Origin of the sequence: Spirosoma utsteinense (assembly GCF_014282275.1) — a bacterium.
In the GTDB taxonomy this organism is placed as follows: Bacteria; Bacteroidota; Bacteroidia; order Cytophagales; family Spirosomataceae; genus Spirosoma; species Spirosoma utsteinense.
In genome coordinates this window covers 78,495-93,794 of sequence record NZ_VFIA01000025.1, presented here as the reverse complement: position 1 = coordinate 93,794, position 15,300 = coordinate 78,495, and the positions used below count along the sequence as shown (strand labels likewise).

Genomic DNA, 15,300 nt, shown 5'->3' with positions numbered 1-15,300 from the left:
ATTCCGAGACGTAGACAAAACCATAGAAAGTTCGGAGGCTATGCTACGAATTGGCTTTATTTCAATCCTGCTCAATAGGCTGGCCAAATAATAGTCCCAAACATACTCTTAATTCACCGCTTAATGTTTTTAATTTCACCTTTAGCAAATCGGCCAGCGTCCAGTCTGCTACCGCACCCCTTGCATTCGACTCCCGATCAAGCGTTACATCGTGCAGGAGTACATAGTTACTGTCGCGGGTTATGCGTACATCCATTTCCAGAATAGCATCAGGTAATGCACCTGCTGTCTTCGTAAATGTTGTAATAGAGTTTTCAGTATCAGACGGATCTGGCCCACCCCGATGCGCTAAAATAAGCGGCTGTTTTCGATTAGGCTGGTACTGTAGAAAACGGTCCAGCGTGGCAACGTCCTGAAATCGACCAATTGATTGCCCACTTGCATCGACGAAAATAAATAGCAAGACCAGGAAGAAATGCAGCATCTTCATAAATAAGCTTGTTGAGCGTTAAGGTGGTTAGTGAACACAAATTGAAAAAGTCTTAGAGCCTGAAGAATCCAAACAAAAAATCCCCCGTCGCAAAGCTGCGCGGGGGATTTTTTGTTTGCGGTGTTTTCGACAACAGGTTCTAGTTGAAGATGTAACGCAGACCAAGTTGAGCCTGCCATACATCATTAATGGTAACACTCTTCACAAAAGAGTCTCTCAACAAGATTGTTTTTCCTTCTACGACCTGTGTTGCCAACCGATAGGTTGGTACGCCAGCAGCACTAACACTGGCCAATGCCAGTGGGTTGAACGTAGTAGCTATATTACCCACCCCGGATGCGTTATTGAACAGGTTTCCAACATTCAGAATGTCAGCACGCAATTGGATGGTGTTACGCTTTCCTTTTGCACCGACAGCTACGTAAAACTCCTGAATGAAGGTAAAGTCAACGCGTGTCAACCAGGGGAAGACGCCACCATTACGCTCAGCGTACTGACCACGGCGTGTTTTCAGATAGTCGTTTCCATTGATGTACGAATCGAAGGCAGCTTGTTGCTGTTCGGGCGAGTAGGTTACCGAAGACACAGGCGTAGTCGTTGTTGCAGCGGTTGTTACAACCAATGGCGAGAACGCCAGTTCCGAAGCACTCTTTGGCACAAAAATCAGATCATTGTTCGATTGACCATCGCCGTTCAGATCCTGATTGAGTGTATAGGACACTTTGCTGCCACTACTTGAAACCAGACCCAGGGTAAACGTGCTGGACCCGCCTACCTTACCACCGTAATTCAACCGGTAGTTCAGCAAACCAACGATACGATGACGCAGGTCGTTATCAGAATAAGACGTTGTCAGGTAGTTCTGTCCCAATACTGTTGGGATGTTTGCCTGTACGGTACTGCCTACGAAGGCCAAATCCCTTGCCTGACCATATGTATAGGATACATAACCGCCGAACCCTCTAACCGTTGGTTTTTCCAGTTTGAACGTTGCAATGTAAGAGCTTCCTTCCTTCGTGTTTTTCAACACAAACGCATTACCAATTCTCGGGTTAATGAAACGGGCTGCAACAAGTGTTCCCGCTGGACCTGAACCTGAGTTGGTCACGCCCGATGCCGGATACCGATCACGCGTGTCCGGACCGGTAAAATCACGAGTTGGCGCGTTTAGGTTAGCGTCGATATAGCGTAGTGCCTGTAGGTTTTTGTTGTAAATGAACTCAACCGTACCAATCAAACCACCTGGAAGACGCTGATCGATAGCAATGTTCGTTTTCCAGATTTGTGGGTATTTCAGGTCACGATCCGTTGCGTTAACTGCGTAGCCCGTCAGACTGGCGGGATTAGTCGTCGTTGAGCTTGGGCGCACGGCGGCTGGCAGCAGACTTGGGTCTGTAGCAAAAGGATAAGCTGTCGTGTTGGTTCCGGTAATCAGTGCGGTATTGATACCGTTGTTACCCAACTGGTTCGAGACCAATACTTCAGGAATCCGGGATACGAATATGCCGCTACCACCACGGATCTGAGTCGTCTTATCACCCTTCACGTCCAGGTTGAAACCAACGCGTGGCGACAGTAGTAACCGGGCTTTAGGAAAAACACCCGTGCTGATTTTGTAAGGAGCACTGTTTTCATCTCTGAAGGTTAATCCTTCGACAACGGGGTTGTTAAACGAAGCCGCAGTCGAGTTGTCGTAAGCGAAAACGTCACCACGAATACCAGCCGTTACTTTGAGGTTTGAGTTAACCTGAAATTCATCCTGCACATAAGCACTATACAAATTACGCTTCAAGGTTTGTAGTGGTTCAACACCTCCGGGCAGTAACGAGTAGCGCAGATTGTAACGTGGGACGGTAACGGGCGACGTTGTGGCCGTCGGGTTAGCAATCGAGGCTAAGGCCGCTGTTTTGAAGTCAGCAATCGAGTTATACACATAGACACCGTTCGAGGCTGGGAAGAACACGTTATTCGACGTGAAATGCTCATATACGGCACCCAGCGTCAGCGTGTGCTTGCCCGCAAAGTAGCTGAAGTTATCCGTGATGTTCATCGTCGAATAATTCAGCTTGTTGTTTGGGGTGAAGGGGTCGAATCCGATCGACGTGTACGTACTACCGCCCTGAAGGATATCGATCGTTGGAAACAGATCCGTTTTATAAGTCCGGTCTTCAATCTGCTTGTTGTACGTACCGATCAGCGTATTGGCGAACTTCGTTCCAATGGTTGAGTTCAATTCGGCAGCAATCGAACGGGTGTTATCAGCAATCAGGTAGCCTGTGTTTTCAGGAGAAATTGCTTCTGCGCGGTTCGTACGATTGGGGTTACCAGCCGTGTTGCTACTGTTACTATCACTGATCCGCTGGCCCGACTCCGAATCGTGGTGCGAATACCGTACCGACAGTTTATTCTTATCGTTGATGTTGTAATCGAGACGAATCAGACCCTTGATACTCTTAACGGCATTGTTGAAGTTATCAAGTGCACCAAGCGACCGGTTGAAGTTCGTTTGCATGAAGGTATTTAAGTCCTGCAAATCAGCTTCTGTCGTACGGGATACGTTGCCCGTTGCTCCGGGGCGGAAAAGAGAGTACGTCAAAGCAGGTGTGCTGCTTTCAAATTGCTCGCCGTTAATGAAGAAGAACAGTTTATTCTTAATAATCGGGCCACCTAAACGAAAACCAACTGTGTTTTCACTGATGTTCGGCTTGGGCGAAATTTCAATGCCATTCGCTTTTTTACCAACTAAACTGTTACCTCTCGAGAGGTAATAAGCTGATCCAGAGAAATCATTTGTCCCAGACCGGGTCACCGCGTTAATACCGGCACCCGTAAAGCCAGACTGCCGTACGTCGAATGGAGCAACGTTCAGCTGAATCTGATCCAGGGCGTCCAGAGAAACTGCTGTCGTTCCGGTACGACCACCTGCCTGAGCAGAGTTTCCTAAACCAAATCCGTTATTGAAAACCGAGCCATCGATGGTGACGTTGTTAAAACGGCTATCCTGACCAGCAAACGATTGACCATTCCCGTACGGATTGTATTTGGTGATATCATTGATTGTCCGGCCAATAGTAGGAGTCGTGTTGATGGTTTCACGTCCGAACGACGTAGCCGCTCCGTTGCGGTCAGAACTGAAGATGTCGCTCCGGTTCGTTGTTACAACTACCTCAGATAAATTCGTACCCTCTTCAACCAGTTTGACGTTAACGTCAGCGGCTGTACCTAAACTCGCAAATACATCATTCGATACCTGCTCCTTGAAACCGACGAAGGAAACCGTGATCACATAAGGACCACCCACCCGAACATTAGGCAGTGTGTAATTTCCGGAGGTGTTAGTGACTGTTCCATACCGACTACCAGAAGGAGTGTGTACGGCAACGACAGTGGCGCCTGGTAAACGCTCCCCTTTAGTGTCTGTCACGACACCATTGATAGCAGCCGACGTTACCTGTGCCATTGCTCCGCTCCCGAGGAGCACGACTAACAGCAAACTGCTTAGTAACGTGAACGCCACCCTTAATTGCAGTAATTTTTTAGACATAGAAGTGTTTGATTTGGTTTTCAATTGTAAGACCGTCATACGGTTAGGCAAGTCCATTTTAAGCCGCAAAGATGATGCTTTTTTTGGACCTAACAACTTTCGCTATCTTTAAATAGTGCTATGATAAACCTAGCTATCGGCATAGATCATGGAATAGGTCAAATTCAAGCGCTTTCCGTTCTATTCCCTAATGTTAATTAATTGTTAAGCTCACAGGCTCCCTAATCTATACCCTATAAGCCCGCGCGAACCAATCCCCGCCATCATGCGTAATTCTCCTAACCAGATCCGTAAACCAACGTCGTTTGTGGCTTAGTTTTGTCCCGTTATGACTTCAGCAGAAACCACCATTGTTACCAAACTTACCCAATACAGCCACGGGGCTGGTTGTGGCTGTAAGATATCGCCGAAGATTTTAGACAAAATTCTTCATAGCAACCAAACATCCGTTCAGCCCCGGTATGAGAACCTGCTCGTCGGGAATGATTCGCGGGACGATGCGGCCGTGCTTGACCTCGGAAACGGGGAAGCCATCATCAGCACGACCGATTTTTTCATGCCGATTGTCGACGACGCGTTCGACTTCGGGCGTATCGCGTCGGCCAATGCCATCAGCGATGTGTATGCCATGGGGGGCGAACCCGTCATGGCCATTGCCATCCTGGGCTGGCCACTGGATAAACTGACCCCCGAACTGGCCAGTCAGGTACTTGAAGGCTCCCGCGCCGTTTGCCTGCAAGCCGGCATACCGCTCGCCGGAGGGCACAGCATCGACTCGCCCGAGCCCATTTTTGGACTGGCCGTCACGGGCCGCGTCCGGCTCGAACACCTGAAACAGAATGACACCGCTACAGAAGGGTGCCGTCTTTACCTCACCAAACCGCTCGGCGTCGGGATTCTGACCACGGCGCAGAAGAAAGGTATTCTCAAACCTGAGCACGCCAACACCGCGCCAGCGCAAATGGCACAGTTAAATAGCTTTGGCGCTGTTCTGGGCAAGCTACCCTACGTAAAAGCCCTCACGGACGTAACCGGCTTTGGCTTACTGGGACACCTTACCGAAATGGCCGAAGGATCGGGTCTGAGCGCCGTCATCGATTTCGACAACGTGCCCAAACTACCCATGGTGGAGGAATACCTGGCCCAGAAAAGCTTCCCCGGCGGTACGGTTCGTAACTGGGACAGCTACGGCCACAAGATCAGCGAGTTAACCGAAACCCAGCGCTATGTGCTGGCCGATCCACAAACGTCCGGTGGTTTGCTTATCGCCGTTGAACCACAGAGCGTTACCGAGTTCGAGCGTGTGGCCAGTGAAAATGGTTTCTCTCTCCAGTCGTTCGGTGAACTAGTGACCAGGCAGGAAAAAGTTGTTTATGTTCAGTAATAAGTAGCCGCCCGTTCGGCAGCGTTACGGCGTTCAACAGGGCTTGTGTTCGGAAACGCCGGGCGCACTCTGTACCCGCAACGACGACCGGGCTCTGTTCCTTTGTGTTTGATTGCCCATGAAATTATTCTTCCGCCAAACCGGCGATACAGGCCCGGCCATCGTCATTGTACATGGTCTTTTCGGTTCCTCAGATAATTGGCTGACTATCAGTAAAACCGTTGCAGCGCTGGGTTACCGCGTTTTTTCGATCGACCAGCGCAACCATGGTCAGTCGCCCCGTTCCAATGACCAGGACTATACCAGTATGGCGGCTGACCTGCATGAGTTTTTGGTCGATCAGCAATTGGAAAACCCGGTTCTGGTTGGTCACTCTATGGGTGGCAAAACGGTGATGCAATACGCTATGGACTACCCGGATGGCTTCGACAAGCTCGTTGTGGTCGATATTGCGCCCAAGTTCTACCCAATTCACCATGCCGAGATCATTCGTGGGCTGAACGCGATCGATCTGTTGGGTATTACCAGCCGTAACGAAGCCGACGCTGTTCTGAGTCGCTATGAGCCAATCGTACCGGTACGGCAGTTTCTACTTAAAAACCTGTACCGCAATGCCCAGGGACAGTTTAACTGGCGGCTTAACCTGCCCGTCATCGAGCGCGAGCTTCATGGCATTGGCGATGAACTGACCAACCCCAAAATCGTCCATAAACCTACCTTATTCATACGGGGCAGTGAGTCTCCTTATATTGTAGACGAGGACATACCAACCATCAAACGCATATTTCCCGCTGCCCGGATCGAAACCATCCAGGATGCAGGCCACTGGGTTCAGGCCGAAAAGCCAGTAGAGTTTGTTGAAACGCTCATGAAATTTATCGCTTAGATGCCAACTTTATACCTTATCCCAACCCTGCTTGCCGATGATACGGCCGCACAGGTGTTGCCCCCCCACATTCGGGAGGTCCTTGAAAAGACTGATGCTTACTTCGTTGAAAATGTGCGCTCGGCCCGTCGATTTATCAGCGGCCTGAAAACGACCCGTGTCATCGACGAAACAACATTTTTCGAGCTTGACAAAGACACCCTACCTGCCGACACCCGCCGTCAGATCCAGGAACTCATGGAGCGAAAACGCAATGCGGGTGTGCTCTCGGAAGCGGGCTGCCCCGGTGTTGCCGACCCTGGTGCGGTAATCGTCAGCATGGCCCATACCCTGGGTTGGCGGGTAGAACCTTTGGTAGGCCCCTCATCCATTTTGCTGGCCCTTATGGCGTCCGGGCTCAATGGACAGTCGTTTGTGTTCCATGGGTATCTGCCCATTGAAAAGGCAGACCGTGCCAAGGCGATCCGGTTCCTGGAAAAAGAAGCCCAACAACGGATACAGACGCAGATTTTCATCGAAACGCCTTACCGTAACGATGCGATGTTTGCCGACATCATCGCCAACTGCGAACCCAACACCCGCCTGTGTGTGGCCTCCAACCTGACCGCTCCCGATGCCTTCGTCCGGACGCTTAGCATTCGGGAATGGAAAAGCCAGGTGCCCGAACTGCGCAAAAAACCAACGGTGTTTTTACTTTTGTAGCAAAACAAGAACCAGTTGATGATCCAGGCCTTCGAGTTCTCACCCTTTCACGAAAATACCTACGTCATTTCCGATGAGGCTACGCGGGAGGCTGTCATTATAGACCCCGGCTGTTACGAACAGGCAGAAAAAGAAGCACTGGCTGCGTACATCGCCGATCATCAGCTCACCATCAAATACCTGCTGTTGACCCACTCACACCTCGACCATGTGTTTGGGGTTGCCTATGTGAAGCGTAAGTTCGGGGTAAAAGCCTACCTGCATGAGCGCGACATGGTCATTTTCAACGACGTCCCAACCCGCTGCGCTATCTACGGATTGCGGGGGTATGAGCCCACCGAAATTGATGCGTTTCTGAAAGAAGGGGATCGATTCAGGTTTGGCAATACGGCGCTGGATGTCATCTTTGTACCGGGCCATGCGCCGGGGCACGTGGCATTTGTCAATCATGCTGACCGCTATGTAATCGGGGGCGACGTGTTGTTTCGGGGTAGCGTTGGCCGAACCGACTTCCCCTACTGCAACCATGCCGATCTGATTGACAGCATCCGCACGCAGTTCTTCACCCTCCCCGACGACTATGTCGTCTATGCCGGTCATATGGAACCAACGACTATCGGTGAGGAAAAGGCGACAAATCCCTTTGTTAAGCTGTAGAGCTGGTCATATGCCGGTTCGATTCGCTTAACGCTGCTTTTTGGCCCAACAGCCGAACGGACCGAGAGTCCATCTTACATTCTATGAAAATCCTTAAGCATCTTCCCAACGCCATGACCTGCGGCAATCTGCTCTGCGGATGCATTGGTTTAGTAATGGCCTTCAGAGGTCATCTGGAACTGGCATCGTGGCTGATTGGGCTAGCGGCTGTACTTGACTTCGGGGATGGGTTTGTTGCCCGGATGGTCAACGTATCGGGGCCGTTCGGGAAGGAGCTGGATTCGCTGGCCGACGTCGTCACATTCGGCGTGTTGCCCGCTGCCATTGTATTCCAGTTGTGCTGGTTTCAGCAGTTGGGCGCTATCTCATACGGTGCCTTTTTGATTGCCGTGCTGTCGGCGTTACGGCTGGCTAATTTTAACATCGACACCCGGCAGTCGGAGTCATTCATTGGTCTGCCCGTACCGGCCAACGCCATGCTGATTGCGGCTTTTCCACTCATGGGACGCTATCAGCCTCAGTTCGACGCGGTATGGCAAAACGATATTGCCCTGGGCATGATGGTTGCGTTTTCGTTCATGCTCGTGTCTGACGTACCCCTGTTTGCTTTGAAATTCAAATCGTTCGGGTGGGCCGCCAACCAGACAAAGTTTCTTTTTCTGATTGCATCTGTGCTGCTCCTGTTATTTTTGCAGTTCGCAGCTATCCCACTTATCGTCCTGCTGTATATTATCGTTTCACTAATTTCTAAAAACAACTAGAACACAGATTTCACTGATTGCTGCTGATTTTCCAGTGCTGAAATGCCTGAATATCCGTAACAACCGTCTAATCTTCGTTTTATTCCTGGTATGAAATACATCGCCCAAATTAACATCATGACTCGTCCTGAGATCCTGGACCCCCAGGGAAAGGCCGTTAAACTTGGATTACATAACCTTCAGATGGACACCATCGACAACGTACGCATCGGTAAGCACATCCGGCTCGAAGTGGATGCTGATTCTGAAGCCAGCGCCCGCGAAACGGTCGATGCAGCCTGCCGTCAGTTGTTGGCCAATCTGATCATGGAAGAATATTCGTTCGAACTGCACACGGCCTGATTATACCCCTCTGAGAATGCCACTCTCTCAATGAGCCGGATACTGTAGTCGGCAAGCCCAACAGGATACCCACTGAAAAGTGCTATTTTTGTCGACTATTTTGCTAGAAACGAATGACTTCAACATACTCAAAAATCGCAGGGTTAGGTTTTTACGTACCAGATAACGTTGTTACCAATGACGACCTGACCCAGTACATGGATACCAACGATGCCTGGATTCAGGAACGTACCGGTATTAAACAGCGGAGGTATTTCACCTACGGTAAAGACACCAATGCCAGCATGGCTACGGCGGCTTCGCGGATGGCACTGGAACGGGCGGGCATAGAGGCTGCCGCCGTCGATCTAATCGTTTACGCGACCATAACGCCTGACTATTACTTTCCGGGGTCTGCCTTTCTGATGCAGCGCGAACTGGGTCTGGAAGGTATTGCCGTCATCGACATCCGGCAGCAGTGTTCAGGTTTCGTATATGCACTCTCCATCGCTGATCAGTTTATTAAAAGCGGCATGTACAAAACTGCGCTGGTAGTTGGCTCAGAAATCCAGTCGTCTCTCCTGAACAAGTCGACGGAAGGCCGGGGTGTAGCGGTTATTTTTGGTGACGGAGCAGGAGCTGCGGTCATACAGGCCACTACCAATCCCGACCATCGTATCCTGTCTACCCACCTTCATGCCGATGGACGCTACGCAGAAGACCTGTATGTGAAAGATCCGGGTAGTAGCCGGGATGGTCGCTGGATTACCGAAGCTACCGTTGCCGAGGGTAATTACAACGTGACCATGAACGGAAGCGCCGTATTCAAACATGCTGTCGTCCGCTTTGCGGAAGTCATTAACGAAAGCCTGGCGGCCAATGGACTTCAGCCGGAAGACCTATCCTTGTTGGTGCCCCATCAGGCTAATATTCGTATTTCGAATTATGTGCAGCAACAGATGAAGCTGCCCGAAGAGAAAGTATTCAATAACATTCAACTGTACGGCAACACCACAGCGGCCTCTATCCCGATTGCGTTAACCGAAGCCTTCGAACAGGGACGTATAAAGTCCGGCGATCTGGTTTGCCTGGCTGCGTTTGGCAGTGGCTTTACCTGGGCCTCAGCGCTGATTCGCTGGTAGGCCCAAAAACAATTTAATAGCGTTGGCTTCCTGAATCATCGAACGATTTGGTAGGCCAACGTTTCATTTTCAACGCATTCGTCATGTCTACAAAATTTCTCATTGCTGGCCTTGGCAATATTGGACCAGAGTACGCCTTAACCCGCCACAATGCCGGTTTCATGGTGCTCGACCGACTAGCTGCCCAGCATAACATTTCCTTTTCCATGACCCGGCTTGCCTACACGGCCCAGTGGCAGCATAAAGGCAAGCAGTTTTTTTTCGTGAAACCCACAACGTTCATGAATCTCAGCGGCAAGGCCGTTCAGTATTATATGAAGCAGGAAAATATTCCGGTTGAAAACCTGCTCGTCGTCACTGACGACAAAGATTTACCGTTTGGCAAATTGCGGCTAAAACCCAAAGGCTCTCCGGGTGGGCACAATGGACTGCGGAATATTGATGAGGTGTTGAACACGCAGGAATACGCCCGATTGCGAGTTGGTATTGGCAGTGCTTTTTCCAAAGGACGTCAGGTCGACTTTGTTTTAGGTCAGTTTCCAGAAGATGAATTGATTCAACTACCTGACTATTTGGACCGGGCCGGCGAAGCTGTGAAGGCTTTTTGTACTATGGGGATACAATTCGCCATGAATAATTACAACCAATGATATAACTTTTAAAAGAATTTTGCATTAAATTAAGAAAGGATAAACAATATATGAACCATATTTTTACCAATAGATAATTCTGTTTTAAGCGTTTTAATTTACTTTACTATTGATTTATAGACACCAATCAGCATTATATTCGGAATATTATTCTGGAAAGGACCCATAGTATCTTTGCATTTTCAAAACTTCTGCGGAGATTTGTGCGTTCTCTTACTGAAAACAAAATAGAATAAAACAATGAAAACGCGTGTTATCTTTGCAGCACTGGTTCTTGGATTAGGGTTAGTGACATCTCAGGCAGACGCGGCTACCACCATCGTTATTGATGATAGCCCGGCTGCCAAAAAGCCGGCAAGTGCCATGCTGGTAAACGGTTCGGAGAAGCAATTTGCTTCATACATCGAACAAAACGTTAACCGGTTTGCGCGCAACACCAACTGGCAAAACTTTATGAGTGTTGTATCGTTGTACAACCAAAACCCGGCCGCTGTGCTGACCATCAGCCCTGCCGACCGTGTTAAGTTCAACGAAGCCATCGCTCAGGTAAATACACAACTGGCCAGGCAGAAAAATGCCGAAGCCAGCCGCTGGATGAACCAGGCCGATTTAACTGCCCGGATGATCAATTTCATCTGGAATACAAATCAGCCAACCAGCGAAACGCCTGACGTTCAGTAAATTGAAATATATACTGAATTACTCAGGGTTTTGGAACAGAAAAGGGTAAAAGTTAGTTTTTCATGTAGAAAAGGTTAAGGGTTTAGGAATAGTCAGTATAGGGTTCTCCGCTTCGATCGGGGAACCTTATCTTTTTTTAGGGCTATTCGTACCAAAAAAACAGAGGCAAACCAACGGCCTGCCTCTGTGTATGATAGTTATTATCCCTGTAATTTCTTATTTCACTTCGGGCATGTCGGACGGATCGATAAGCAGGAAGCCAGGATTGATACAGGCACCGTGCCAGCGAACGCCAAAATGAAGATGCGGACCTGTAACGCGGCCCGTCTCACCAACAACGCCAATCTTCTGGCCTTTGGTAACAGTTTGGTTTGGCTTAACCGTGAAGTTCTTCAGGTGGAAGTACTCCGTAACCAGACCGTTCCCATGGTCAATGAATACGACATTACCGCTGAAGAACTGATTGGCGGCCAGCACTACCCGCCCATTTCCCACACTTAGCACGGGCTTACCGCCCGTAACCGGATAATCCTGACCGGTGTGCCGGTCGCGAGGCTGGCCATCGAAGGTACGACAGGCACCAAAATTGCCTTCACCCCTCGGTAGCGGATCGGCTGGTTTGCCTACCGGCAGATCGAACACCGCCGGCCGAACCTCTGCTTTGTAACTAATAATAGGATTGACAACGGCGGCCTCTTTAGCGGCCCGCGCCAGGTTTTGGGCCGATACATTGACGTATTCCTTCTTAGGGAAATTAGCAATGTCTTCCTGTTTACAGGCTTTCTCAGTAACCGTTAGTTTGGCACTTTCAAGTTTCCCTCCCGTTGTCCGGCGTGAGATGGTGTACGTACCGGCCTTCATATCCATATCGACCGGGTAGTAGCAGGTGCCGTTGACTGCGGCCCATGCCCGTTTTTCGAAGCTGCATCGCTGGCAATTTCCGGCCCATCTGGCAACTTCGCCTTGCGCCACACTAACGGTTTTAGACGGGGCTGTGTCTTTAGCCGAGGTGTTTTGTGCCTTCACGATGGGAAGAGCAGCGCAAAAAGTGATAGCAAATGCAAAAGAGAATTGTTTCATATCGTTGTTACCTGCGTTTTTTTATACATTCTCAACTCAATCTATGGGCTATAGTTTGAATCCCTCCAGTCGGTGGGGGCGAAAAGCCAGGTATGACAAAAAAGCCAGCCCTCAAGACGGGACTGGCTTTCGCGTTTTCTTAACCTAAACTAAAATTTTTAATGAGTTCTTCTGAGTGATGTATCGATTGAACCTGATGCCTGCTTAGTTACCTCCTTTAACCCGGTTCTGTTCGGCCGATGTAGCAGAGTTACGCTGACGTTCGCTTTTCACGTTCTGGTTGCCGAAGCGGTAGGTGAAGGTGAGATTCACCCGACGACTCTCCCACTGCGACCGTACCCGGAAGTTGATATCCTGTACCACCGCCCGGCCGTTGAACTGGTTGAGCCAGAACGGATCGTTGATGTTCAATTTCAGGTTAGCCTTTCCATCCATAAGTTTTTTCTGAACACCCAGGCTAAAAGCACCCATCGGTTTTGCCCGGTAGAAACCATACTGCGAGGCCGAATTATACCAGGCCGACAGCTCGGCGGAGAGCGTTTTGCTCAGCGTAAAATTGTTCGACGTGTATAAATTGTAGGCAAACAGTTTCACTTCGTAAGGCGTGCCGGAGTAGAACGTCTGGTAATGGGTGTAGTAGGTGCTGACGTTGTTCTGCATGCGCCACCATTTCGTTACGGGTACGGGGAAGCTGATGGTCAGGTTCACGTTATCCAGGTGGCCCAGGTTTTCGGGTGTTACGTACGTAATATTCTGAGCCGCTATCTGCCGGGGTGTCTCCCGGTTAATGAAATCCGTTGTGCGGCTAACCCCTAAGGTTGTCGAAACAGTGCTTTTGAACACGTGCGTCAGTTCAACCGAGTTTGTATACTGGGGCCGTAGAAACGGGTTACCCTGCTGGTAGGTATAAGGGTCCAGGAAGAAAACGAACGGATTCAGATTCTGGTAATCCGGGCGATCGATCCGGCGGCTATACGACAGGTTCAGTACGTTATTGGTGTCAAGTTGGCGTGACAAAAACAGGGTTGGAAAGAGGTTCAGGTAGTTGCGTTCAACCCGTTGGTCCAGCGTAACCGACATACCAACGGAGTGCGTGTGTTCAGCCCGTAACCCAGCTTGTACTTTTAGCTTTTTACCTATTTTGCCCGCGTAGTTCAGGTAAGCCGCGTTGATATTTTCGTCGTATTTGAACTGGTTCGAGCGGCTGGCATCGAAAAACCACACCCTCGACTCCTGCTGCAATGTGTCGAAGATAGAATTGTTGTTTGCGTTAACGAAACTACTTTTCAGACCGGCTTCCACTTTGGCCCCCCTGGGCAGTGGGTGAACGTAATCCGTTTTAAACGCCAGGATGTTGATTGCCGATGGCATATTGTTGCGCACATCCTGTTTAGGCCGGATAGTGCCGCCAGTTGGCCCGTAGTACGTAGTGCTCAGGTTATTGTCGTTGTGACCTTTGTAGCGAACATAATCCGCATCGACCGTCCACTCACGCCCCTTACCATCGAATTCGTATTTGTAATTCAGGTTACCTGTAACGTTTTGCAGAAACTCGCCCATGTTAGTTTGCGTCACCGGATTGCTGGTAAGCTGGCGATTTTCGTTGCTGATGAGCGTACTGTTGGCACCACCTGAACGCCAGTCGTTCGAAAAACCGTTGACCAACACGCCAATTGTACTTTTCGAATTGATAAAGTAGTCCAGTCCGCCTTTATAGGAATGACCTACAAACTGATTCGGCCGGAACGACCGCTGATCGAAATAAGTGGTCGTACCATTAAACGGGATGACCCGGTTCAACTCGTTGCTTTGCGCGCTTTCCCGATTTACGTAGCTGTAATTACCGAAGAGATTCACTTTACTACTCCGGTTGTTCACATTGAGTGAGGTGTTGAACTTAGGCAGATCATCGCGGGCACCGACGAGGTTATTGACCCAGCCATAACCAGTACCGACGATAAACGATCCGTTCGTGCCGAAATTCTTATTTTTCTTCATCTTGATGTTGATGATCCCGGAGTTACCGGCGGCATCGTATTTGGAGCCGGGGTTAGTGATGATCTCGATCGTAGCAATATTGTCGGACGGTGTATTTTTAAGCAAATTCGATACCTCCTGTTGTGATAGATAGGTCTGTTTACCATCGATGTAAACGATTACACCCGCTTTACCTTTCAGCTGGATTTGGTCGTTCTGCCGGTCGATGGTTACACCAGGTGCCTTTTCAAGAACCTCCAGCGCCGTATTTCCACTGGCAACGATGCTGTTCTCGACGTTGACAACCGTCCGGTCGACCTGCTGTTCAATGAAGGGCTTTTTAGCCACTACGTTTACTTCGGTCAGGCTTTTCGACTCGTCGGGTAAAGCCAGCGCAGGCACTTCGATAGCCGGATGTGTTTCGTCCAGCGCGAACGGTAGGCTATACGTTTTCCGATAACCCATCTGCTGAGCCATCACCAGGTAGCGGCCTGCACCAACGCTTTCGAATACATACTTTCCGGATGCATCGCTAATGGCACCCTTTACTAAGGTCGAGTCTGTTGCTTTGAGCAGCATCATGGTCGAAAACTCCAGGGGCTTGCCTGAGGCAGTGGCAACCTCGCCGGTTACGTTGCCACGGGTCAGTACTTGCCCTGTGGCCTGTGTCCAACCCAGTATAAGAAGAGCGAAAAAGGTTAAGATCGTTTTCATAAGTAGTATTTTCCAGAAGGTTGTGGCGTACTTTTTCCGTTTAGTACATGGCAAAGGTAGGTAGTGGGCATCGCAAAGTACCTTATCTTACACAAGCGGTCTGATCGGCAGGATAAGCGGATTTAAGGGGCGTATTGGTATATTGGAGAGGTAACTCGACTAAAAGATGACTGAACAGAGGCAAACGTTGCTTGGGACACCTACTATTTTACTATTTTTCTGTCCCCAATCGATAAAGCAACTTCTATGGCCGTCCTGCACCTGGTTTGGATGATACTCAACTTGGGACTGACCGCCAGTCTGCTACTAAT

13 protein-coding genes are annotated in these 15,300 nt (G+C 49.6%); 9 read left to right on the top strand and 4 right to left on the bottom strand.

Features of this window, described 5'->3' with window-relative positions:
• Window positions 1-61: 61 nt before the first annotated feature.
• Entirely contained in the window at window positions 62-490 is a 429-nt protein-coding gene (locus FH603_RS18800; protein WP_186739228.1) for a glycerophosphodiester phosphodiesterase family protein, read from the bottom strand.
• Window positions 491-629: 139 nt separating this feature from the next.
• The gene (locus FH603_RS18795; protein ID WP_186739226.1) at window positions 630-4,034 is read right to left on the bottom strand and encodes a TonB-dependent receptor; all 3,405 of its coding nucleotides are present in this window, start codon (window positions 4,032-4,034) and stop codon (window positions 630-632) included.
• A gap of 328 nt (window positions 4,035-4,362) precedes the next feature.
• Here FH603_RS18795 and selD point away from each other — a divergent pair, with 328 nt between their 5' ends.
• The 9 genes from selD (at window position 4,363) to FH603_RS18750 (ending at window position 11,218) form a co-directional block, all read left to right on the top strand.
• Complete coding sequence (gene selD, locus FH603_RS18790) at window positions 4,363-5,418, top strand: selenide, water dikinase SelD (RefSeq protein ID WP_186739224.1); 1,056 nt, start codon at window positions 4,363-4,365, stop codon at window positions 5,416-5,418.
• 118 nt (window positions 5,419-5,536) lie between these two features.
• Window positions 5,537-6,304, top strand: a complete 768-nt coding sequence (locus FH603_RS18785) for an alpha/beta fold hydrolase (RefSeq protein WP_186739223.1) — start codon at window positions 5,537-5,539, stop codon at window positions 6,302-6,304.
• Window positions 6,305-7,006: an SAM-dependent methyltransferase gene (locus FH603_RS18780; protein ID WP_186739221.1), complete on the top strand. Its 702-nt coding sequence runs from the start codon at window positions 6,305-6,307 to the stop codon at window positions 7,004-7,006.
• An 18-nt stretch (window positions 7,007-7,024) separates the two neighbouring features.
• A complete protein-coding gene (locus FH603_RS18775; RefSeq protein WP_186739219.1) occupies window positions 7,025-7,663 on the top strand; it encodes an MBL fold metallo-hydrolase in 639 nt (212 codons plus the stop codon).
• Between the two features lie 83 nt (window positions 7,664-7,746).
• Window positions 7,747-8,424, top strand: coding sequence for a CDP-diacylglycerol--serine O-phosphatidyltransferase (gene pssA / locus FH603_RS18770; protein ID WP_186739217.1), 678 nt, complete (start codon window positions 7,747-7,749; stop codon window positions 8,422-8,424).
• 90 nt (window positions 8,425-8,514) lie between these two features.
• Window positions 8,515-8,766, top strand: a complete 252-nt coding sequence (gene purS, locus FH603_RS18765) for a phosphoribosylformylglycinamidine synthase subunit PurS (protein ID WP_186739215.1) — start codon at window positions 8,515-8,517, stop codon at window positions 8,764-8,766.
• Between the two features lie 113 nt (window positions 8,767-8,879).
• The gene (locus FH603_RS18760; RefSeq protein WP_186739213.1) at window positions 8,880-9,887 is read left to right on the top strand and encodes a 3-oxoacyl-ACP synthase III family protein; all 1,008 of its coding nucleotides are present in this window, start codon (window positions 8,880-8,882) and stop codon (window positions 9,885-9,887) included.
• 83 nt (window positions 9,888-9,970) lie between these two features.
• Entirely contained in the window at window positions 9,971-10,537 is a 567-nt protein-coding gene (gene pth, locus FH603_RS18755; RefSeq protein ID WP_186739211.1) for an aminoacyl-tRNA hydrolase, read from the top strand.
• Window positions 10,538-10,777: 240 nt separating this feature from the next.
• Window positions 10,778-11,218: a hypothetical protein gene (locus FH603_RS18750; RefSeq protein WP_186739210.1), complete on the top strand. Its 441-nt coding sequence runs from the start codon at window positions 10,778-10,780 to the stop codon at window positions 11,216-11,218.
• Between the two features lie 216 nt (window positions 11,219-11,434).
• On the opposite strand, the gene FH603_RS18745 is transcribed toward FH603_RS18750, so the two are convergent.
• Window positions 11,435-12,298 (bottom strand): M23 family metallopeptidase, encoded by an 864-nt coding sequence (locus tag FH603_RS18745; RefSeq protein WP_186739208.1) that lies wholly within the window; start codon window positions 12,296-12,298, stop codon window positions 11,435-11,437.
• A gap of 204 nt (window positions 12,299-12,502) precedes the next feature.
• Window positions 12,503-14,989, bottom strand: a complete 2,487-nt coding sequence (locus FH603_RS18740; RefSeq protein ID WP_186739206.1) for an outer membrane beta-barrel protein — start codon at window positions 14,987-14,989, stop codon at window positions 12,503-12,505.
• Window positions 14,990-15,300: the final 311 nt, after the last annotated feature.

Coding starts and splice junctions, on each gene's coding strand:
- selD (WP_186739224.1), top strand. CDS start 4,363: ATGACTTCAGCAGAAACCACCATTGTTACCAAACTTACCCAATACAGC.
- FH603_RS18775 (WP_186739219.1), top strand. CDS start 7,025: ATGATCCAGGCCTTCGAGTTCTCACCCTTTCACGAAAATACCTACGTC.
- FH603_RS18780 (WP_186739221.1), top strand. CDS start 6,305: ATGCCAACTTTATACCTTATCCCAACCCTGCTTGCCGATGATACGGCC.
- pssA (WP_186739217.1), top strand. CDS start 7,747: ATGAAAATCCTTAAGCATCTTCCCAACGCCATGACCTGCGGCAATCTG.
- purS (WP_186739215.1), top strand. CDS start 8,515: ATGAAATACATCGCCCAAATTAACATCATGACTCGTCCTGAGATCCTG.
- FH603_RS18795 (WP_186739226.1), bottom strand. CDS start 4,034: ATGTCTAAAAAATTACTGCAATTAAGGGTGGCGTTCACGTTACTAAGC.
- FH603_RS18740 (WP_186739206.1), bottom strand. CDS start 14,989: ATGAAAACGATCTTAACCTTTTTCGCTCTTCTTATACTGGGTTGGACA.
- FH603_RS18785 (WP_186739223.1), top strand. CDS start 5,537: ATGAAATTATTCTTCCGCCAAACCGGCGATACAGGCCCGGCCATCGTC.
- FH603_RS18760 (WP_186739213.1), top strand. CDS start 8,880: ATGACTTCAACATACTCAAAAATCGCAGGGTTAGGTTTTTACGTACCA.
- FH603_RS18750 (WP_186739210.1), top strand. CDS start 10,778: ATGAAAACGCGTGTTATCTTTGCAGCACTGGTTCTTGGATTAGGGTTA.
- FH603_RS18745 (WP_186739208.1), bottom strand. CDS start 12,298: ATGAAACAATTCTCTTTTGCATTTGCTATCACTTTTTGCGCTGCTCTT.
- FH603_RS18800 (WP_186739228.1), bottom strand. CDS start 490: ATGAAGATGCTGCATTTCTTCCTGGTCTTGCTATTTATTTTCGTCGAT.
- pth (WP_186739211.1), top strand. CDS start 9,971: ATGTCTACAAAATTTCTCATTGCTGGCCTTGGCAATATTGGACCAGAG.